The following is a 19129-nucleotide window of genomic DNA, read 5'->3' on the forward strand; positions in this document are numbered from 1 at the left end:
CAACCACCGTCAGTTCGTGTACTCCGAGATACATGTCACCGAACAGTCCTCCTATAGTGTCATAGTCGAGTGTTCTTTTTATTGAGGCAAGTATGTTGTAGCGTATTATGACCAATGAAACATGCGCTAGCCCTTGTTCATTTGCATTATTCCAATATCGCCGACCCGGCACCATTTTGCCGTGAAGCCTCATTGTTTTGTTTTACGTGTTTGCCGAAGCCGAACACATAAGAAGCGCCCAATTTTACATAGCAATGACTATCCACGCCATAACCAGACTGCTTTCGGTCGAAATACCTGCTGTTCATCTCATTGCTTGAATTCTTCCAGCTCCATGTGAATGGATTTGCAATCTGGGCCAATACATTCCATGATGAGTTTCCCCATCCTATACTCAAGGAGTAGGTTTCTTTATGTTTAGTCCATAATCCATTTATTTCACTTCCCGGTGCACTCTTATCTGAGAAATATTGAGCACCTATATTCCATCCACCGAAATACCAATAAGCTTGCAGCGAGTAGTTCACATCTACATGATCCGAGTTGAAAGGTTCGCCGTTATGGCAGAAAGGCATTGCTATTTGTCCTGCAATCTGCAATCTGTTTTGTAGCAGCCTCACTCGTCCGTAGGCTCCCGTTGTCAATGATGTGAAACCGCCCATAGGCTGTTCTATTGTTCGTAATATTCCGGTTGAGGATGGAGTATATACAAAGGCGTATCGGTCGCGTACCGACCATGCAGTGGCATAGACTGAAAAGCTGATACTGTTGTTCGGTATGCAGGTGTAAGTTATGCCATAGTCGAAACTCTTGTAGGGCTTAAGGGCAGGGTTGCCGGTATAGCTCATCAACGGGTCTGACTGTACGACAGCTTCGCTACGGTAAGACGAGAGTGGCACGGAGGTCATGTAATGAAATACGGCTGAGATATAATTCTTATTGTTGAACGAGTACTGAACCGATGCGTCCGCCCAAGGTTGGGTGGAATGTTCGATGGTTTGTCTATACTTCGAGTGGTCGTAATTGTATCCCACACCTAAATATATATAGTATTTGTTCTTTGAAAATGAATAACCCAATCCCGGACCTATACGGTATGTAGTGAGTCGGTCGTACATGTCTGTAGTTCCTGAATATCTTGTCGAAGCTCTGTAAAACAGACCCTGACAGAAGATCTTCAGATTTCCATAGTTGCCGAACGAGTGGTTGAACTGCAGTCTGGCGCGGATGGAATGAGAATCGTCCTCGGCATAATTTGGAAATTCAGCTGTCCCCTCCCTATAAAGGCTTGATTGCCGAGAATGGGTATATGAGTAGACGGGGTAGAAGTTGATTGTATTTCTCTTTCCCAGGATGAAATTCCAGTTGCCCGAATATGACAGAGAGTTCTGACGCATGGCTTCATTCTTGTCGAAACTGATCAAGTCTATATTGTCGGGATTAATGCCGACAGTTCCCGTAGTGTTATTGATAGGCGTATGGTCGAAAGCTGCTCCGACAATGTTGCTGATAGTGATTTTATCGGTATTGTAGACAACTTTCAGGGTAGGCCACAATAATCTGTTGTGTCTGTCGGCAGCTATGACCGATTCTGTCCGTCTGAAAGTATTTTCCGAGCCGTCATTCTGAGGAAGTCGGTAGGTCTCGAAGCTTTCTGCGAAATCATGTGTCGATTTACTATACGAAGCTCCCAATCCCAAATCAAAGGTAAATCTCTTTGACTGGAATTTACCAAAAAGGTTAAGCTGACCGTCATTGGCTATAAAGCGTTCCGAGCCTAAAGCCTTTAAATATCCTCCATATTCATACCGTTTCATGACAAAGTTCACAACATGTGCATTACCAAGAAATCTTGGGTCGGATGGATAGTCATAATATTCAACCTTTTTGACATCGGTAGTTCTCATGTTCTTTAAATCATCGGCAGTAGCAGGAAGCCTGTCTATGAACACGGCTACAGGTCTGTTGCCCACGGTGTTTATCGTTGTGCCTGCTCCAAGTGCCAACTGAGGAATCGCCATACGGTTCAGTAAATCTATTCCGCTTTGTGAGGCGTTCTTCTGTTTTGAAGTGGGGAAATATGTTGAAACAGAGGCTGATATGTTTTGTTGGTCGGCCTCAACCACCACCTCCTTTAATTGTATGGATAAAGAGTCTTTTGTTTTTACTTGTGCATCAAGGGTAAGGCAAAAGCTGATGCTGCCGAATAGCAAGAGTGCGATTTGAATTAAGAGATATCTCATAAGCAATCAAATTTTTGTTTCACCCCAATATCTTCCTTGGGGCTTATTAGACTAACGAATAAGGTATAGGATTATCAACAGTTATTAACGGTTCTTAACCATAACATGACATCCATCCTTATCTATTTCGCCAGTCTTTGTGATAAGAAATGCTAAGCTCGGGTTGGGGCAAAAAGGCGGAATGTCGTTGGCTGGTCTCACAGCAGCCCCGGCGATAAGAGGCTTATTCTGTCCGCTCGTGTGAGAGCGGCCGTTGCAATTCTTCGTCTTTGGTCGGGTTAGGCGTGGTTGGTTTGGTGGGCACCATGCGCTTTCGGGTCGGCAAGAGCTATGGGTCGGCAGGAGGAATATGAAGAACCGTTTGGGGTGGCATGGCCCCCAATGACAATCGGTCAAGCGAAGGCCGACCAACGAAGGGATTGGTGGGGCTTTGCTTGACCGATGTTTTTCCTGTAGCGAGGAAGGTGAAGGTTGGCGTTTGCCAGCCTGCCTGGGATGAGGCTATTTTCTTTCGAGTTCCTGCAGGCTCTCCATCTTCTTCGTTTCGAGGAACTCGTAGATGCCACACAGGTGTTCGCGTACGCGGCCATGGCCAAACTCGTAGACCTTGCTCACCAGACCATCGAGGAAATCGCGGTCGTGGCTCACCACGATGAGCGTTCCGTCGAAGTCTTGCAGGGCCTGCTTGAGCACATCCTTGGTCTTGAGGTCGAGGTGGTTGGTGGGCTCGTCGAGGATAAGCAGGTTCACGGGCTCCAGCAGGAGCTTGAGAATGGCCAGTCGGGTGCGCTCTCCGCCCGATAGCACCTTCACCTTCTTCGTGGAGTCTTCGCCTCCAAACATGAATGCGCCGAGGAGGTCGCGTATCTTGTTGCGTATCTCGCCCTTGGCCACATCGTCGATGGTTTGGAACACGGTGAGCTCTCCGTCGAGCAGCGAGGCCTGGTTCTGCGCAAAGTAGCCTATCTGCACGTTGTGGCCGAGCTCGAGCTTGCCCTCGTGCTGCAGTTGTCCCATGATACACTTCACCAGCGTCGACTTACCCTCGCCATTGCGTCCCACGAAGGCTATCTTGTCGCCTCGCTCCACGGTGAGGTTCACTCCGCCAAACACCTTCTTGTCGCCGAATGTCATGCCCACGTCGCTCATCTGCACGGGGTAGGCGCCGCTGCGTGGGCTTGGTGGGAATTTGAGTCGCAGGTGGCTGGTGTCCTCCTCGTCCACTTCGATGAGCTCCAGCTTCTCGAGCATCTTCACGCGGCTCTGCACCTGTAGCGTCTTGGAGTAGGTGCCCTTGAATCGCTCTATAAACTCCTTGGTCTCGGCGATCATCTTCTGCTGTTCCTCGTATTTCTTCATCTGCTGCTCTCGGCGCTCCTTTCTCAGCTCCAGGTATTGGCTGTAGGTGGCCTTGTAGTCGTAGATGCGTCCCATGGTCACCTCGATGGTACGTGTGGTGATGTTGTCCACAAACTTGCGGTCGTGGCTGATGACGACGACGGCCTTCGAACTGTTGCAGATGAAATCTTCCAACCATCCTATCGATTCGATGTCGAGGTGGTTGGTGGGCTCGTCGAGCAACAGCACGTCGGGCGACTTGAGCAACAGCTTGGCCAGTTCGATGCGCATGCGCCACCCTCCCGAGAACTCGCTGGTGGGACGGTCAAAGTCGGTGCGCTCGAAGCCCAGTCCGAGGAGCGTCTTCTCCACGTCTTCCTCGAAGTGGGTCATGTCGATGGCGTAGAACTTCTCGGAGAGCACCGACACCTTCTCGATGAGCTGCATGTAATCGTCGCTCTCGTAGTCGGTGCGCGTCGTGAGCTCGTTGTTGATGCGGTCGATCTCAGCCTGGATCTCGTGGAGGTGGGCAAATGCCTGGCACGTCTCCTCGAATACGGTTCGCCCGTCTTCGGTCATCAGGTGCTGAGGCAGGTAGGCAATGACGCAATCTTTCGGAGCCGAAACGCTACCCCTTGTGGCCGTTCTCACGCCGGCTATGATCTTGAGCAGGGTGCTCTTGCCTGCGCCATTCTTACCCATGAGGGCTATACGGTCCTTCTCATTGATCTGGAAGGAGATGTCTTTGAATAGGGTGGTGCCGCCAAACTCGACGGTCAGTCCATCAACTGAAATCATACTTGTTTCTTGGGCTTATGGTAAAAACGCTGCAAAATTAGGCAATTTTATCCGGATTTCCACGCATAATGCCAGAAACCTCACGGCCCCGTAACTTCCCAATCCTTTGCTCCCGTGCGGCATCCCCATTGCTCTCAGCCTGTGGTGACCCTCGGGCATGGGTGGGGCCTTGTGGCATGGGTGGAATGAAAAAATGGGGTGAAAGATTCTTTCGTTTAAGGGTTTTGTGCTAACTTCGCATCAACAAATAAGAATTCAAACCGAAACAATCCGATTGACATGAACTTTTTAAAGAAGCTGTTTGGCGTTCAGGATGCTCCTACCGACCCCAAACAAGAGGAAGAAAAGAATTTCGAGATGTTCAAATACGACGGCGTGCGCGCCCTCCAGCAGCATCAGTTTGAGTATGCCGCCAAGTGTTTTGACCACGCCCTTGAGCTCAACGCCGACGACCTCGAGTGCCGCGACTACCTTTCGCGGGCCTGTATCGCCACGGGCGACCTGCAGAAGGCTTACGGGCAACTGGAGGTGATCTCGCAGGCCGAGCCCGACAACGTGGCGGTGTGGCTGCGCATGGCCGAGGTGGCCTATATGATGGAAAACTACGCCATGATGGCTGAGGCTTGCCAGAAGGCACTTCCACTCGACGAGGAGAACGCCAACACCTATTTCATGTACGCCAAGGCTTGCAAGGGACTGGACGACGCCGCTAAGGCCGTGGACCTGCTCACCAAGGCCATCGACCTGCACGACGATTTCGACTCGGCCCGATTGTTGCGTGGCAATGTGCTGTTGGAGAGCGGCGAGCCCGACAAGGCTGCGCTCGACGCCAACTACCTCAACGAGCATATCGACGGCAACGAGGACGTGTTGCTGCTGACGGCGCGTGTGGAGAAAGCCTTGGGAAATCTTCAGGAGGCCGAGGCGTCATACGGCAAGGTGATCGACGCCAACCCGTTCTCCATCGAGGCTTACCGTGAGCGTGGCGAGGTTCGCAAGGCGTTGGGCGACAGCCAAGGCGCCAACGCCGATGAGGCTTACGCCCGCGAGATGGAGAGCAACGGCCCGGTTTCCACAGAAGGCATAGAGGAGAGCATCAAGCAGAAAATGCAGCAGATGGACCCCTACAAGGTGTTTTACAACGAATATCCAACGGCTCCGCCCGTACCCCCCAATCGGTCATAAGAACGAAACAGGTGAATTATTAGGGGGGATTTATTCTGATTTGCGGGAAAGAACTATCTTAACCACAGCGTGGGCTTTCGAGTCAAGAGGATGCGCATACTTGCACCCCTCTTGCCCGAAAGCCCACGCTGGCTTTTATCAATAGTTTAGGAAGATTCCTATCCTGTGTGTTTACTTCTTTTTGTCGCGCTTCCACATGTGCTTGGCGTAAACCAAGCCGTATGCGTCGTAGAGCTTCAGCATCCTGGTTTGGCGCACCTTGTAGTTCTCAAAGTCTTTCTGGCCCTGTGGGCGCCACTGCACCTCCGAGAGGGCACCCATGCGTGGCAACACCTGATACTCGGCCAACGACGGACCGGCGATATATTCGGTCCACAGGTTGCCCTGCACGCCAATGATGTGGCTGGCCGTCTCGGCGTCGGCTCCCTCGGGAACAGGTTCCAACGAATAGGTGCGCTCAATGGGCAGGTTGCCGCCAATGAGCAGAGGCTCTTCCCATTGCGACTCGCCCTGGCGGGTCTGATAGTAGTCGAAATAGACGTGCGACGAAGGCGACATGATGACGTCGTGGCCCATCTTGGCGCCGCGGGCGCCCGGAGCGGTGCCGCGCCAACTCATGATGGTGGCGCTTTGGTTGATGTCGCCGTCGAGAATCTCATCCCAACCGATGATGCGGCGGCCCTTGCTGTTCACAAACTTCTCGATGCGATTGGTGAAATAGCCTTGCAGCTTGCCCGGCGTGAGGTTCTCCTTGGCCATCAACGCCTTGCACTTGGGGCACTCCTTCCAGCGCACATTGGGCGTCTCGTCGCCACCGAGGTGAATGTATTCTGAGGGGAAGATGTCCATCATCTCGCTCAGCACATCCTCGCAAAACTGGTAGGTCTTCTCGTTGCCGAGGCAGAGCACATCGGGCATGATGCCCCAAATCGGGCTCACTTTATAAGGACCGCCCGTGCAACCCATGTCGGGGTAAGCAGCGAGCGCGGCGATCATGTGCCCCGGCATGTCGATCTCGGGAATGACGGTGATGAAGCGGTCGGCGGCGTACTTCACGATCTCGCGAGCCTCCTCCTGGGTGTAGTAGCCCCCATAGGGCGTGTCGTCGAACACGTCGGAGTTGTGGCCCAGCACCGTCTTCTCACGCACCGAGCCAATCTTGGCCAGGTCGGGATACTTCTTCACCTCGATGCGCCATCCCTGGTCGTCGGTGAGGTGCCAGTGGAAGACGTTCATGTTGTGCATGGCGATGAGGTCGATAAACTGCTTCACAAACTTCACGGGGAAGTAGTGGCGAGCGCAGTCGAGCATCACACCACGGTAACCAAACCGTGGAGCGTCTTTCAGCACCACGCCGGGAAGCGTTACCTCGGTCAGCGACTTGTCGACGGGGATCGACTTGCGAAGCGTCTGCACACCGTAGAACACGCCGGCTGCCGTGGCGCCCTCGATCACAACCCCCTTCTTGTCGACCGTAATTACGTAGCCTTCCTTGCCCTGCACCTTCTTGTTGAGGCGCAGGGTGATGGCGTTCTTCACCTTTGCCGAGGTGGTGGTGAGCCTCAATGCGGTAACGTCGGCAATGTAATCGCTCAGAAACTGTGCGTCATTCTTCAGTTGCTCGTCACCCTTGGGGTAGACGATCGGTGTGGCGCCAGTCAGCACGAAAGCCCCCTTCTGTGTGAGCGTAACCTCCTGAGGCAAAGGTATCACGTTGTAATCGGCCACACGGTTGTCGTCGGCCGCCATGGCTCCTGCAAACGACATAAAAGCCGCCAGGAGCACCATCAAGAATCTTTTGTTCATATCGAATGATTAATAGTTGTTTGCAACGGATCAAGGTAGCAGGGCCCGATGGCGCCCATCGCCCATCAAAGCCACAAGCAAAATTATGAAAAATACCGTTTGCAGCCAAACAAAACGGCAGAAATCGTTGTGGAGGGCGACAAGCGAAGGCATAAAAAACGTGGGCCATCGTTGGCGACGGCTCACGCTTTAGGGTTATATGGTGATGTAAGAAGTGTGATGTGGCGTGGTGGCCGCCGCATGGCAGAACGCCCGTTGGGGGCGATTAGTAGGCGCGGTTGGCTTGGCTGGTGCTTATGGTTATGATCTCGGCGGCCTTTTGCTTGTCGCTCTCAAACGAGAAGACGTTGTAAATGTCGATGGCGTTTTGCGGGTCTACGATGTAGGGCGCCATGAGGCTAAGGGCCTTCAGTTGGTCGCTACTGAAAGAGAGGAGCTTGATGATGCGCGCCGTTTGTGCGCACGAGAAGTTGTAGCCCAGGCAGGCCACCTCCAGCAGGTCGAGCTTGTTGTCGGCGAAGCTCGCTTTCTGCACCTTGCCATAGAGCACGTTGAAGGCGTCGTCGCTCAGTGGCCCGTTATAGTGGTCCGTTCCATCCGGGAGGATGTCGTCGCCGTAAGGGGGAAGCACCGGGTATAAGGGGCGGTTGGTGTTGCTGTCAGGCGTGCGGCTATAATAGGCCACCACTTGCTCGTTTCGGTCGAACACCACCGTGATGAGCTCGGTCGGCTTAAAGGGGCTCAACTCATTCTTGACATACTCCCATCTGTCGCCCGTAGCGTCGAAGCTGCGCATCTTGGGCTTGCCCAGAAGGTGCATCACCGCGCGCTTGGTCATGCCACGCTCCACGGTCTTGTTGTTATTATAGGTGTTGGCCGATGCCGACATGCATATAGCCAGCATCAGAAAGCTTGTGACGATAAGCGCCATCCATTCATTTCTCTTCATACGCTATGTGGTTTTGAGAGGGATTATGGTTTTATGATTCGCTTGCAAAGGTAGCGCAATTGTCGAAAAAGCGCAAGGTGCAAATCCCTATGGATGGGGTGGGGAATCCCTATGACCTTCAACCCAAATCGGTTATTAGGCCGAAATTGGGAAAATAGTAGGATGTTATACTAACAAGAATTGAAATCTAATGGCCGATTTGGGCTAAAAACAAACGGCCAACATGTAGATTTTTTGTCGCTTTTGCCTGCGGAAACAACGCAAAATATGTAACTTTGTAATCAACTATCATTACACAACATGGCAAGCAACAGATCGACATACACGCGCGGCAACGCCCATGGCGCCCTCAAGACTGCGACATTCAGACAAGCGAGAAGCCTCTTTCGCCCCTTCTGCGCGGGGCCAGGCATGGTCCTGCGGGTGGGATTGCTCCTCCTGGTCATGTCGTTGGCCATGCCGCTATGCAGCGTGGCCCAAAACAAGAAGCCCCGAAAGACGCTGCGCGAGATACTGCTGCGCGCCGACAGCCTGCGGCTCATGCTGAGACAGTCGGCCGACAAGGGCCACATGTTGCAATGGGGCGACTCGCTGGTCATGGAGGAAGTGAGGAAGGGCAACATGAGCGAGAAGAAGAAACAGAAGTTTATGGCCCGCTATGCCAAGCGCCGCATGAAGTTGGAGCGCTACGACAAGTTGCTCTTCCGGGGCGACTCGCTCCTGGCCGCCAACTACCGCAAGGTGAAATACGACACGGCCTACATCACGCGTCCCGACGCGCGGTGGACGGTGAAGTTCAACGGCAACCTGTCGGGCGCCCACATGGAAACGCGCGCCAAGACGGAGGACGCAACCAACCGCACCCGCCTGTTGGCCGAATTCAGGGGCACGCTCAGCATGGCGGTGGCTTACCGCGGACTGGGCCTGAGCCTGGCGGTCAACCCCGCCAAGCTCGTGGGCAAGAGCAAGGACTATGAGCTGAACCTCAACTCCTACAGCAACCGCTATGGCTTCGACGTGGTTTACCTCGCCTCGAAAACCTATCATGGCCATCAGGAGATGGGAGGCGAGCGAATCGACATAGACCGCGGACAGGTGTCGCAGAAAGCGCTCAACCTTAATTTCTACTACGCCTTCAACCACCGCCGGTTCTCTTTCCCCGCCGCCTTCAGCCAGAGCTACATACAAAGGCGAAGCGCCGGCAGTTGGATGGTGGGCGCCAGTTTCGACGGTTCGAAGACCACATTGGGCAACACCACCATCCGCCTCAACGAGTTTGCCGTGGGCGCGGGCTACGGCTACAACCTGGTGGCGCGGCCCCATTGGCTCTTCCACCTCTCGGCATTGCCCACCCTCACCGTCTACTCGCACGACTACACCAAGCAGACGCAGCCACAGGACGCCAGCGACGAGGACGCTGAACCCACCACCGAGCGCACCAACATGAAGTACCACTTCCCCTCGGCCATCGTTACCTGCCGAGGTGCCGTGGTCTATTCGTGGCGCAATAAGTTTATGGGCGCCCGAGCCATCTATAACTACTCGGTGGCCGGCGACGACGACCACCTGCAGGTCATGAGAAACAAGTGGCGGGTGAGAGCCTTCTTCGGCTTCAGGTTCTGAGGGTTTTAATGTCGGTAACGGTAGAACATTTAATGGAGAAAAGATAAGACAGTATCACAAAATTCCAATGGATTTGAGTCGAAAAATCACAAAATTCCATGGTTTTAACCTCTGTTTATCACAAAATTCCATGGTTTTTAGGATGTGAAATCACAAAATTCCTACTTTTCGGCCCTGTCAGATCACAAAACTCCTGTGCGCACCCCATAGCTTTTGTGATCCGACACGATGGTTGGCGCATCCCCATCCACTCCTTGCTTGACGCTTTGGGAGCCCCTGTCGCCATTCGTGGCTTGCGGTAAATATCGCAACAAACTATAGTGAAAACTACACACTTCTTTTCAACGACGGAAATGTTTGGCCGAAATACGCCATTCTCAGCGAGTTTACGCAATCTCCTAATATTCAGCGCTTTACGTTTTTAGCCCCGCGCTTTACGCATCGTGCTCTGCATTTTGCCTTGCCAAAGATGGCCTTTCGTGATGCGAAAGATGGCTTTCCGCAATGCGATACATGGTCTTTCGCATCACCGTTTGGCATGTTTGGCAACTCGATACATGGCTAACGGCAAACGCGCCGGGCGGTTTCGGCGACAAAATGGGGAAAAAACGGCGGGCCGGCACTCTGGTTCACGCAAAATCACGACACAACTTTTTGGCCAAATAACCCAACAAGTGGCGTTGCCATAAGGTAAAAAAGGAAGCACCCGCCTTACGGGCCGTTTGTACCGTAGGGCGGGTGCGGGTAAGATGGAAGGCCGTTGGCCTATGCGCGCGGTGTGGGTTGGCGCTGGGTCATTTGCCTGAACCGCCACCACATCATGATGCCCGCCGAGGTAAGGCCGAAGGGGAACGCCATCCAGACGCCCACCAAGCCAAACTTGAGCACAAAGCCACACAGGTAGCCCACGGGCAGCGAGATGATGAAAAAGGCGATGAACGCAATGATCATGAGGGGTTTCACGTCGGCTATGCCACGCAGGGCGTTGGCGTAATTGATCTGCAAACCGTCGCCAAACTGATAGATGAAGAACGGCAACATGAGCGTGAGCACCGTGGCCGACACCTCGGGCGAGTCGGTGAACCAACCGCCGATATGGTTGCGCAGCAAGAAGATGATGCCGCTCAGCACCAGCTCAAGCGCCACCATGACGTGCAAGCCCGCCGTCACCGTGTGGAGCATGTTCTTGTGGTCGCGCTGGCCATTGAAGTAGCTCGTGCGCACAGCCACGGCGGCCCCCAGCCCGTAATACACCATGAAGGTAAACTGCGATATGGTGCTCATCACCTGATGGGAGGCCAGGGCGATGGTGCCGAGCCATCCCACCATGATGATCGACAGCGAGAACGAAGCCGTCTCCATGCCCATCTCAAGGGCGATGGGTGTGCCGAGCGTGAACATGCGGCGTATCAATTGGCGTGGCCAGCCAAGGCTCCAGAAACCCTCGCGGTAGGGGCGCATGCTCTTGCGCATGAAGAACACGGCGAGAAACAGGCCCACCATGACCACGCGCGAGAGCAGGGTGGCCACACCGGCGCCCAGTACGCCCATCTCGGGCAGCCCGGCCTTACCATATATAAGGAGGTAGTTGCCCACAATGTTGATGAGGTTGCCCGAGAGCAGAATCCACATCGACGTGCGCGTCTCGGTGATGCTGTCGGTAAACTGCTTGAAGGCGTTGAACAACATCACAAAGGGCAGCGAGGCCAACAGCACGAGGTAGTAGGGGCGCATGTAGGGCATTAGCTCGTCGGGCTGGCCTATGTTGCCCAGGTTGAAGAAGAGCACCACCAGCGCAACCATCATCAGCAGGCCCGCCAGGGTGTTGGCCAGGAGCGCACAGCGCAGCGCATTGCCCGCCTGCGGCAGTTCGCCTCGTCCGAAGAGGCCGCCCACAATGGGCGTGAGGCCGTAGGAGAAGCCCGTGGCGGTGATGATGACGAGGTTCATGATGTTGTTGACAAACGAGGCCGCTCCCAGCTCCGTGGTGCTGTGGTGCCCCACCATCATGGTGTCGGCAAAGCCCAGGATGATCATTCCCAACTGCCCAATCATGATGGGCAGACCCAGGGAGAGAAGCGATCGGTAATGGTATGGATAAAATTTCATGTTCTTGTTTAGGATGAATGTGTGGCGTAACGGTGCCCGATTTCAAGGGTGCAAAATTAGTGCTTTTTATCCATATATACCCCCTAAAAGGCCCTCGAAGGGGGTGAAAACAATGAAAAATCACTTTTTTGATAAAAAATCTCTCGAAATGTTTGGTGGTTTCACAGAAAGTCCCTACCTTTGCAACCGCAATTCAGAAATGGATTACACATCAAGCTTCAGTAGCTCAGTTGGTTAGAGCACCTGACTGTTAATCAGGGGGTCGTTGGTTCAAGCCCATCCTGGAGCGCATCTAAAGGAGTTAAAGTTCAAAACTTTAGCTCCTTTAATTTTTTTGTCACTTGCCGTTTATCCCAAATAGCTCATTAGATTTCAGTGCTTGTTTGTGCTTGCCAACCCTTTCGTCGACACAAAAAATCCCTGCCAAGTCCTTGGTTTGTCGCCGATGGGGGCGCCGAGGAGGTGGCAGGGAAGAGAGAATGTGGAGAAATGGTGTGTTTGTGGTGGGTTAACCCCAAATCGGTCATTAGATTTCAATTCTTGTTAGTGTTTGTTTCGAGCAGGTTGCGACAGTCGCGTTGAAGGCATAGCGGGCTATGTCGAAACGCGAATGGAAGCAAGATGCCGAAAGAAACGCTGACAAGAGTTGGAAAGAATCAATAACAACCTACAATTTTACCTATTTCGGTCTAATGACTGATTGGGGTTAAATCATGAATCCCAACGACACGCTTTGGAACTTGGGCGCATACTCGGTGTCGAGGATGTTGCAAGGGTTGTACTTCACGTAGAAGTTGACAACGGGCGTGGTGATGGTGCCCATAAGGTCGATGGTGACCGGGTTGTGGTGAAGGTCCTTGTACTTGTCCTTGTGTTTCTCACCGTCGAGGCGATAGCGCGTCTTGACAGACGAGTGGCTGGTGCAGTTGATGACCGGACCGAGCGAGAAGCCCCAGTCTTTTTTCGAGTAGCTGTACATGATGGGGAAGATGAGGCTGAAGGTCTTCACGCGCGAGAATTTCGGGTCGGCGCCCTCGGGCAGCGGCACTACCGATACCGTTCCGTCGTTGGCCTTCACAAACTGGTTGCGGTTGGTCATGCGCCAGTTGCTCCATTCCACACCACAGCCAAAGGAGAAACGGTTGCCGTCGCGCCAAGGGTGTATGCCCCAGTCTACGTACATGCCGATGTTGGCGCCGCCCCAAAGGTTGGTCTTCACCACATCGTTGTTGCCTGTGGCACCGTTGAAACCGAGGAACACGTGGAACTCAGAGTCGTACAAGGGGCGGCGTGCGCGCTTCTTGCTAAACTTGTTGCCAAACCCGAAACTGAAGAGGTCGCCCGTGACAGACGTGCTCTCGTAGTTGCCGTCGGTGTTGCGAAGTGTGGTCTGGTAGTGGTAGTCGGGCTGTCGGTCGGTGCCGTCGACCTCCACTTGGAGCAGTGAGTCGTTGCTCACAACGGTTACCTTATGGGCGTTGTACACCGTTACGGTGTCGTCGGGTTCTGCGGCTTGTGCAATCGAGGCGGTCAGCAGGGCTGCCATGAGAATCATTGTTTTCATTTTTATGTTGCGTTTTAATTGTTTATTCTCTTCTTGAGTTCGGCGATGTTCTTCACCGTTCCCTCCATGTAGATGACGATGGTGTTGTACTGGTTGTTGCTCTCCTTGGAGCAAACGAAGCTAATGAAGCGGTTGGTGGTGCCTTGCGGTTTGAGCATGAGGGTGATCGACGTGTGCTTTTCCGACCGTTTCGTGGATGAGCCAAGCCTGTTGTTGGCCATGTCGTTCTCCACGATGGCGATACACTGGTCGCGCTCCCATCGCGTGGCCACGAAGCGTGCGCTGCGATAGTAGGTGAGGCCATACTTGCTGAGCGACCGTCCCTTCACCCTGGTAAGCACCATGCGCTCCTTGGGAACAACCTTGCCGTCGAATATTTGGTTCACCTTCAGGTTGGCCGATTGGGCGTGGCCCAGGGTCACCGACAGGGTTAGCAATAGTGATATGACGAATTTGAGTTTCATGATATATGGTATTTTTAGTATTGTCCGAATGCGTCTTTCAGTTCAGCCCCTACATTGGGTGCGGCGCTTTTGGCGTCGCCGAGGGTGCGTTCCACCTCGTTCATCACCGTCTCGCGGTCGGTCTGGCGCACGCCGTAGGCCACAATCTCATAGTCGCTGGTGTTGCGCTGGCTGAACCATAGCGTGGCGATGATGCCCGCCGTGGCCACGAGGGCGGCGGCTGCGGCGATGCGACGCCAACGGCGGCGGGGCTTGAGCGTGGCCACCTGGGCCTTGGGCGTGGGCTCGCAACCTTGCAACTGGCACATGTCGAGAAACATCTGCCGCACAGGCATGAGCTCGGGGCCGACGTTGGGCGACGTGAAATAGTCGTACAACTGTTGCTCCTCGCTGAGCGTGGTGGCACCCTCGAAGAACTTATCGATCAGCTGTGTTGCTTTAGTCTCATTCATATTGCTTTTTCTTGATAGCGTTTCACATATTCGTTTCTTACGGCCATGCGCGCTCGGCTGAGCGCTTTGCGGGCCGTGGCCTCGTTCATGCCCAGCGTGTGGGCTATGTAGGCCATGTCGCGCCCTTCGATGTGGCGCATGCGAAGCACCGTTTGTTGCACCAAGGGCAGCTCCGTAACGATGTCCATCATGCGGTCGACGGCCTCGTGGCGCTCGGCGGTTCCGTCGGCCTCGTCGACCTGGGGGAGCTGCGCCACGTCCTCGGTGTGGGGCGTGCGGCGAACGAAGTCGAGGCAGAGGTTGCGGGTTACAACCCTCGCCAGCGCAGCCATGGGGGAGCGCAGGTCGCCGTGCATGTCCCATAGGCGCACCAGGCAGTCTTGTACAATGTCCTCGGCCACGTCGGCGCGGCGGACATATTGCATGGCTTCGCTTACCAGGCTCTGGCGCAGGTGGGCTGCTTCGTTTTGGAATTCTTCGGGCGTCATTTCTTTCTTTTGTTCGCTTATAATACGCAAAGGTAGGTGGATTGTGACATGAAAACAAGCACTTTTTTGTTTTTTTTCTACACATCATTAACAACTTTCCCATATTGAACATGAGACGTTTCATAGGTTATTCTTTCAAATAATGCGTATTTTTGGATAAAAAGTTTGTTTGTCTTTGTCTTTTTTTGAAACAAACTTTAATTTTGCAACTGACTAAATTTAAGTACCAATTAAAACTAAACTGACAATGAAAAGAATCTTCCTGCTTTTAGCAACTATAGGATCAATGTTCCTTACGGCTTGCTCTACCCAAGATGACACTTCGCATTTAGAGATTAAGTCTTCTGCATCTACATTTGAGAATCCATACCTGTTCATTGGACAGCTTCATAATGAAGCTATGGATTCTGTAAAAGCTCAGAACGTAAGCATTGGAAATATTAAGGAATTTACGAAGGAATTTACGAATAGACATTATCACCAAGTGTCAAATTATTCCGAGGAGACACCGGTAGAAAAGGTCGAAATAGATAGCACCTTTAGATCTATTGATAATGGATTTGATATTGGTATGAAAACAAGATTGGCCAAAACAAGGGCAACTGTTGATCATTTGACAGATAGCCTTATTATGGCTTTTCCAGTAGAAGGAAAAAAATATATTGAAAGAATATATGATGTCTGCGATAGGGAAATGTACGATACTGTACAGATAAATATTATTTTCGATGATTTGGATAATTCAATACACGAAGACATCAACATCGATGACACATTAAGACATACTTTACTTGCAATTAGTTCAATTGGAAGAGCAACAAATATATACAATGCTCATGCAAATACAAACAAAACTCGGGGAGCGTCTGCAGGTTCGGTGTGCAGAGCGGATGTTTCCGGGGCAATATCTGGTATTTTCGGAAGAGCAGCTTTTGTCAGAGCAGCTTTTAGTGGTTTTGTGTTTGGTCCAGGTGGGGTAGTCACTAGTTTTGCGAGGGATGCTGTAAGAGGAGCTATAGTCGGTAGTGCAGTGAATCTGATAAGTGGTGGAAAATTTTGATTTCTTGCCATCCTATATTTAATGTAAGTATTTTAGAACTTATATAAGCATGGTGTTTTGTATAATTACTATTATAGTCTTGTCTTTAACGATAGTGGCGATTTATGCTCGTGATTGCAAAAGGAAGCATGAAGTTCTTCCTTTATTGAGCGTCTTAGTCTTTATTTTTTTAGGTAAGGTCTTGCGAGAGTCGTTTGATTTAAGCTTTGTAGAAATTATATTGATTTCCACTTTGTACATTTCCCTATTGGCTTTAGTAATAAAGATGTTCCTGTCCAAAAAATAAAGAGATGGGACACAATCGCACAAAGGGTGTGTCATTCCGTTTGGGGAATGACACGCCCTTTGTTGAATGGTACGAGGCAGGAACTCAGGCTTACATGTTGCTGCAACCCTGTGATGCCTCGCGCTCCACCTTCTCGTCGGCCTTCACCTGGCGAGCCTCGTAGCCAAACTTCTTGAATGCTTTCTGCAACTTCTCGGCTGAGGTCTTGTCGGCGTCATACTTCACCGTGACCTTCTGCTGCTCCACGCTGGTGTCGATGCGCTTCACGCCCTTCTCGTAGCGGAGGTTGCCCTTGATCTTCTTCTCGCAGCTGGCGCAGTGCATTTGTGGCTGGGTGGTGAAGATGACGGTCTTGATGTCTTTTGCTTGTACTGCCACACCCATCAGGGCGATGGCCAGCGTCATGATAACTTTTCTCATAATCTGTGTCCTATGTTAATTCTTATGCCTATATATCCAGTGATGCCCGTGATGGGAGCGTAGACCAGTGTGGGCTCGAAGGTGTGGGCCCAGGGGTTGTCGGCGCCAATGATGGGCTGTTTCTGCTTGTGGTTGGTGAGGTTCTCGCCGCCTATGTAGAGCGAGAAATGGCGGAAGTGGCGCGTCACCTGGGCGGTCAGGTTCTCGTAGGCCCTGAAGTGGGTGCCCCACGAGGGCGTGCCGTCGCTGGTGGTGTAGGGGCGGGGCAGGCGGCCGCCGCCGTTGAGGGCCAAGGTGGCGTCCAGTTGCCAGAGTTCCAACGGGTCGTGGTAGGAGGCGCTCACCAGGGCCTTGTAGCGGCTCTGCAGCGGTTTCCACAGGCGTTGGCCGCCATACGTCGACTTCACGAGGTTGTAGCGGTAGGCCGCTGTAACGTCCAACCCTTGGGCCACGGGGTAGGAGGCGTCCACTTGGATGGTGTGCGAATAGCTGCGCCCATCGAGGTTGGTGAGGTGCAACGTGTGGGGATCGCTGTCGTAGTCGATAACGAGTTGGCGGGTGAAGTGGGTGTAGTAATATTCCGCATTGATCTTCAGGGTGTTGCCGGCCACGGGCACATAGAGCGCAATGGTGGTGCCATAGTTCCATGCGGCTTCCTGCTGAGGCTCGTCCACGACTATCTGCCGACCGCTTGCCAACAGGTAGTTGTTCTCTGCAAGAGGGTGGGGCGAGCGGTAACCCTTGCCGGCGCTCAGCCGAAGGGTGAGAACGTTGTTGACTTGCCATTTCAGGTGGAAACGCGGTGTGAGAAACGTGCCGTACACATTGCTGTGGTCCACACGCAGGCCGGCCATGGCGATGAGGCGGTTGTGGTGGTTGAAGGTGTACTGGGCGTAACCGCCGGGGGTGGTCTCGCTCACGATCAAGCGGGCGGGCGCGTCGCCGAGGTTGTAGTCTTGGTGAAGGTAGTCGTAGTTCAGGCTCAGTCCGGCCGACAGGTTATGGTCGGATCCGATGCCTGTCTCGTACATCAGTTGGGCGTTGGCGTTCTTCTCGTTCACGTTGTAGGTCCGTAGACCGTAGTCCGCATCTTGCTGGTGCATCGACATGCGCCCCATGAGCGCAAGGTTGCCGCCGTGGGCCGCGTCGGTGATGAAGGCGTGCTTCATGTAGGCGCCATAGTGGTTGTTCTCCACGCCGATGTGGTACAGTCCCATGTCCTTCATGGCTTGTGCGTGGCCTTCCACCTGACCGCTCGACCGCTTCTCGTGGATCATTTCCACGCCGCCGTGGAACAGGTAGCGGCCCGCCTTGGCGTACCAACGGTTTTGCAGGTTGTATTGTCGCACGTTGGGCTCATCCTGGAAACCGTCGCCATTGCCGTCGTGGTGGCTCCAGTTGTTCTCGAAATGGCCCAGCAGTTCGGTGCTGAGGTTCTTGTTTCCTCGGATGTGGAAGTTGGCGTCGGCGTCGGTCACGAGGCGGGTCATCGTATTGCCGTAAACGCTGAGGTCGGCGCCGGTGTCTTCCTCAGGCTTCAGATACTCCACATTGATTTGTCCGGTCATGGCCTCATAGCCGTTTTTCACCGACGAGTTGCCTTTCGACACCTGTATGCTCTTCATCCAATTGCCTGGTATGTAGCTGAGTTGGTAGGGCAGGGCGGTGCCCCGGTAGGCGGGTTGCGCCTCGGTGAGGAGCTGCACGTAGGTGCCACTCAGGCCGAGGAGCTTGATCTGTTGGGCGCCTGTGGTGGCGTCGCTGTAGTTCACGTCGACGCTGGGATTGGTGACGAAGCTCTCGCCAAGGTTACAGCAAGCTGCCTTGAACAGTTCGTCGCGACCGATGTAAAGTGAGTTTTCTGCTCCCGACAGGCGGCGTGAGGTCATCATTCCTTTGCTTACGACGACCTCGTGGAGCTGTGTGGCGTGCCCAAGGGTGTCGGCAGGCGTGGCATGGTTGTTGCTGGGCGCTTGCGCCATGGCGTAGGCGGGAACCAGCATGCAGATGGCGGCAGTGTGTAATTTGCGGATGTTGTGTGTCATATTGTCATGATGTTTGGGGTTGCGTGGGGCGCGAAAGGCTGTTACGCCACTCATGGCTTATTTGTGTTTGCGGTTGCAAATTTACAACACGAAAGCGTCTGTCGTGTTACAATATTTTGGAAATGATTTATGTATGCGCCACCTATGTTGGTTTCTGCTGTCATGCGAAGGCTCTCTTGTTGCCACCTATGTTGGTTCCTGCTGTCATGTAAAGGCACCCTTGCTGCCATGAATGGCCGCTAAGGGTGCCTCGCGTTGTTTGACGAGTGAGCCTATGGTGACTGACCGACTCGTCTGGT

The 19129-nt window shown here is 53.1% G+C and carries 14 protein-coding genes and 1 tRNA gene; 4 read left to right on the top strand and 11 right to left on the bottom strand.

Annotation, left to right across the window (positions count from 1 at the left end; genetic code table 11):
- Nucleotides 1–146: 146 nt before the first annotated feature.
- Together WKK33_RS03550 and WKK33_RS03555 are read right to left on the bottom strand one after the other, a co-directional pair.
- Nucleotides 147–2243, bottom strand: a complete 2097-nt coding sequence (locus WKK33_RS03550; protein ID WP_337932509.1) for a hypothetical protein — start codon at nt 2241–2243, stop codon at nt 147–149.
- Nucleotides 2244–2744: 501 nt separating this feature from the next.
- Complete coding sequence (locus WKK33_RS03555) at nt 2745–4379, bottom strand: ABC-F family ATP-binding cassette domain-containing protein (protein WP_215759445.1); 1635 nt, start codon at nt 4377–4379, stop codon at nt 2745–2747.
- A 279-nt stretch (nt 4380–4658) separates the two neighbouring features.
- Between WKK33_RS03555 and WKK33_RS03560 the strand changes: the two genes are divergently transcribed.
- Nucleotides 4659–5564, top strand: coding sequence for a tetratricopeptide repeat protein (locus WKK33_RS03560; RefSeq protein WP_337932510.1), 906 nt, complete (start codon nt 4659–4661; stop codon nt 5562–5564).
- Between the two features lie 171 nt (nt 5565–5735).
- Here the strand turns inward: WKK33_RS03560 and WKK33_RS03565 are convergent, their stop codons facing one another.
- Together WKK33_RS03565 and WKK33_RS03570 are read right to left on the bottom strand one after the other, a co-directional pair.
- A complete protein-coding gene (locus WKK33_RS03565) occupies nt 5736–7370 on the bottom strand; it encodes a beta-N-acetylhexosaminidase (RefSeq protein WP_337932512.1) in 1635 nt (544 codons plus the stop codon).
- Between the two features lie 265 nt (nt 7371–7635).
- On the bottom strand, nt 7636–8319 hold the full coding sequence (locus WKK33_RS03570) for a DUF4476 domain-containing protein (protein WP_337932514.1): 684 nt from the start codon (nt 8317–8319) through the stop codon (nt 7636–7638).
- A gap of 300 nt (nt 8320–8619) precedes the next feature.
- Here WKK33_RS03570 and WKK33_RS03575 point away from each other — a divergent pair, with 300 nt between their 5' ends.
- Nucleotides 8620–9942 carry a DUF4421 family protein gene (locus WKK33_RS03575; protein ID WP_337932516.1) on the top strand — a complete coding sequence of 441 codons (1323 nt, stop codon included), beginning with the start codon at nt 8620–8622 and terminating at the stop codon, nt 9940–9942.
- A gap of 765 nt (nt 9943–10707) precedes the next feature.
- On the opposite strand, the gene WKK33_RS03580 is transcribed toward WKK33_RS03575, so the two are convergent.
- Nucleotides 10708–12051, bottom strand: coding sequence for an MATE family efflux transporter (locus WKK33_RS03580; RefSeq protein ID WP_337932518.1), 1344 nt, complete (start codon nt 12049–12051; stop codon nt 10708–10710).
- A gap of 215 nt (nt 12052–12266) precedes the next feature.
- Here WKK33_RS03580 and WKK33_RS03585 point away from each other — a divergent pair.
- Nucleotides 12267–12340: transfer RNA gene (locus tag WKK33_RS03585), tRNA-Asn, on the top strand.
- 417 nt (nt 12341–12757) lie between these two features.
- Here the strand turns inward: WKK33_RS03585 and WKK33_RS03590 are convergent.
- The 4 genes from WKK33_RS03590 to WKK33_RS03605 are packed head-to-tail and all read right to left on the bottom strand — an operon-like array spanning nt 12758 to nt 15019.
- Nucleotides 12758–13615: a hypothetical protein gene (locus tag WKK33_RS03590; protein WP_287770299.1), complete on the bottom strand. Its 858-nt coding sequence runs from the start codon at nt 13613–13615 to the stop codon at nt 12758–12760.
- 14 nt (nt 13616–13629) lie between these two features.
- Nucleotides 13630–14079: a DUF6108 family protein gene (locus WKK33_RS03595; RefSeq protein WP_337570144.1), complete on the bottom strand. Its 450-nt coding sequence runs from the start codon at nt 14077–14079 to the stop codon at nt 13630–13632.
- A 14-nt stretch (nt 14080–14093) separates the two neighbouring features.
- The gene (locus tag WKK33_RS03600) at nt 14094–14531 is read right to left on the bottom strand and encodes a hypothetical protein (protein WP_215759454.1); all 438 of its coding nucleotides are present in this window, start codon (nt 14529–14531) and stop codon (nt 14094–14096) included.
- Complete coding sequence (locus WKK33_RS03605; RefSeq protein WP_337932519.1) at nt 14528–15019, bottom strand: sigma-70 family RNA polymerase sigma factor; 492 nt, start codon at nt 15017–15019, stop codon at nt 14528–14530. Before WKK33_RS03605 ends, WKK33_RS03600 begins: the two co-directional genes overlap by 4 nt.
- A 247-nt stretch (nt 15020–15266) precedes the next feature.
- Here WKK33_RS03605 and WKK33_RS03610 point away from each other — a divergent pair, with 247 nt between their 5' ends.
- Entirely contained in the window at nt 15267–16079 is an 813-nt protein-coding gene (locus WKK33_RS03610; protein ID WP_337932521.1) for a hypothetical protein, read from the top strand.
- A 376-nt stretch (nt 16080–16455) separates the two neighbouring features.
- Here the strand turns inward: WKK33_RS03610 and WKK33_RS03615 are convergent, their stop codons facing one another.
- Together WKK33_RS03615 and WKK33_RS03620 are read right to left on the bottom strand one after the other, a co-directional pair.
- Nucleotides 16456–16785, bottom strand: a complete 330-nt coding sequence (locus WKK33_RS03615; protein ID WP_337932523.1) for a heavy metal-associated domain-containing protein — start codon at nt 16783–16785, stop codon at nt 16456–16458.
- Nucleotides 16782–18830: a TonB-dependent receptor gene (locus WKK33_RS03620; protein ID WP_337932525.1), complete on the bottom strand. Its 2049-nt coding sequence runs from the start codon at nt 18828–18830 to the stop codon at nt 16782–16784. The genes WKK33_RS03615 and WKK33_RS03620 overlap by 4 nt, the downstream gene beginning before the upstream one ends.
- Nucleotides 18831–19129: the final 299 nt, after the last annotated feature.

It is taken from the genome of Hallella sp. (assembly GCF_037460745.1).
Classification (GTDB): domain Bacteria; phylum Bacteroidota; class Bacteroidia; order Bacteroidales; family Bacteroidaceae; genus Prevotella; species Prevotella faecis.

What these genes read in the sequence shown, in the direction of transcription:
- WKK33_RS03560 (WP_337932510.1), top strand. Translation starts at nt 4,659, where the DNA reads ATGAACTTTTTAAAGAAGCTGTTTGGCGTTCAGGATGCTCCTACCGAC.
- WKK33_RS03555 (WP_215759445.1), bottom strand. Translation starts at nt 4,379, where the DNA reads ATGATTTCAGTTGATGGACTGACCGTCGAGTTTGGCGGCACCACCCTA.
- WKK33_RS03550 (WP_337932509.1), bottom strand. Translation starts at nt 2,243, where the DNA reads ATGAGATATCTCTTAATTCAAATCGCACTCTTGCTATTCGGCAGCATC.
- WKK33_RS03615 (WP_337932523.1), bottom strand. Translation starts at nt 16,785, where the DNA reads ATGAGAAAAGTTATCATGACGCTGGCCATCGCCCTGATGGGTGTGGCA.
- WKK33_RS03580 (WP_337932518.1), bottom strand. Translation starts at nt 12,051, where the DNA reads ATGAAATTTTATCCATACCATTACCGATCGCTTCTCTCCCTGGGTCTG.
- WKK33_RS03600 (WP_215759454.1), bottom strand. Translation starts at nt 14,531, where the DNA reads ATGAATGAGACTAAAGCAACACAGCTGATCGATAAGTTCTTCGAGGGT.
- WKK33_RS03595 (WP_337570144.1), bottom strand. Translation starts at nt 14,079, where the DNA reads ATGAAACTCAAATTCGTCATATCACTATTGCTAACCCTGTCGGTGACC.
- WKK33_RS03620 (WP_337932525.1), bottom strand. Translation starts at nt 18,830, where the DNA reads ATGACACACAACATCCGCAAATTACACACTGCCGCCATCTGCATGCTG.
- WKK33_RS03565 (WP_337932512.1), bottom strand. Translation starts at nt 7,370, where the DNA reads ATGAACAAAAGATTCTTGATGGTGCTCCTGGCGGCTTTTATGTCGTTT.
- WKK33_RS03610 (WP_337932521.1), top strand. Translation starts at nt 15,267, where the DNA reads ATGAAAAGAATCTTCCTGCTTTTAGCAACTATAGGATCAATGTTCCTT.
- WKK33_RS03575 (WP_337932516.1), top strand. Translation starts at nt 8,620, where the DNA reads ATGGCAAGCAACAGATCGACATACACGCGCGGCAACGCCCATGGCGCC.
- WKK33_RS03590 (WP_287770299.1), bottom strand. Translation starts at nt 13,615, where the DNA reads ATGAAAACAATGATTCTCATGGCAGCCCTGCTGACCGCCTCGATTGCA.
- WKK33_RS03570 (WP_337932514.1), bottom strand. Translation starts at nt 8,319, where the DNA reads ATGAAGAGAAATGAATGGATGGCGCTTATCGTCACAAGCTTTCTGATG.
- WKK33_RS03605 (WP_337932519.1), bottom strand. Translation starts at nt 15,019, where the DNA reads ATGACGCCCGAAGAATTCCAAAACGAAGCAGCCCACCTGCGCCAGAGC.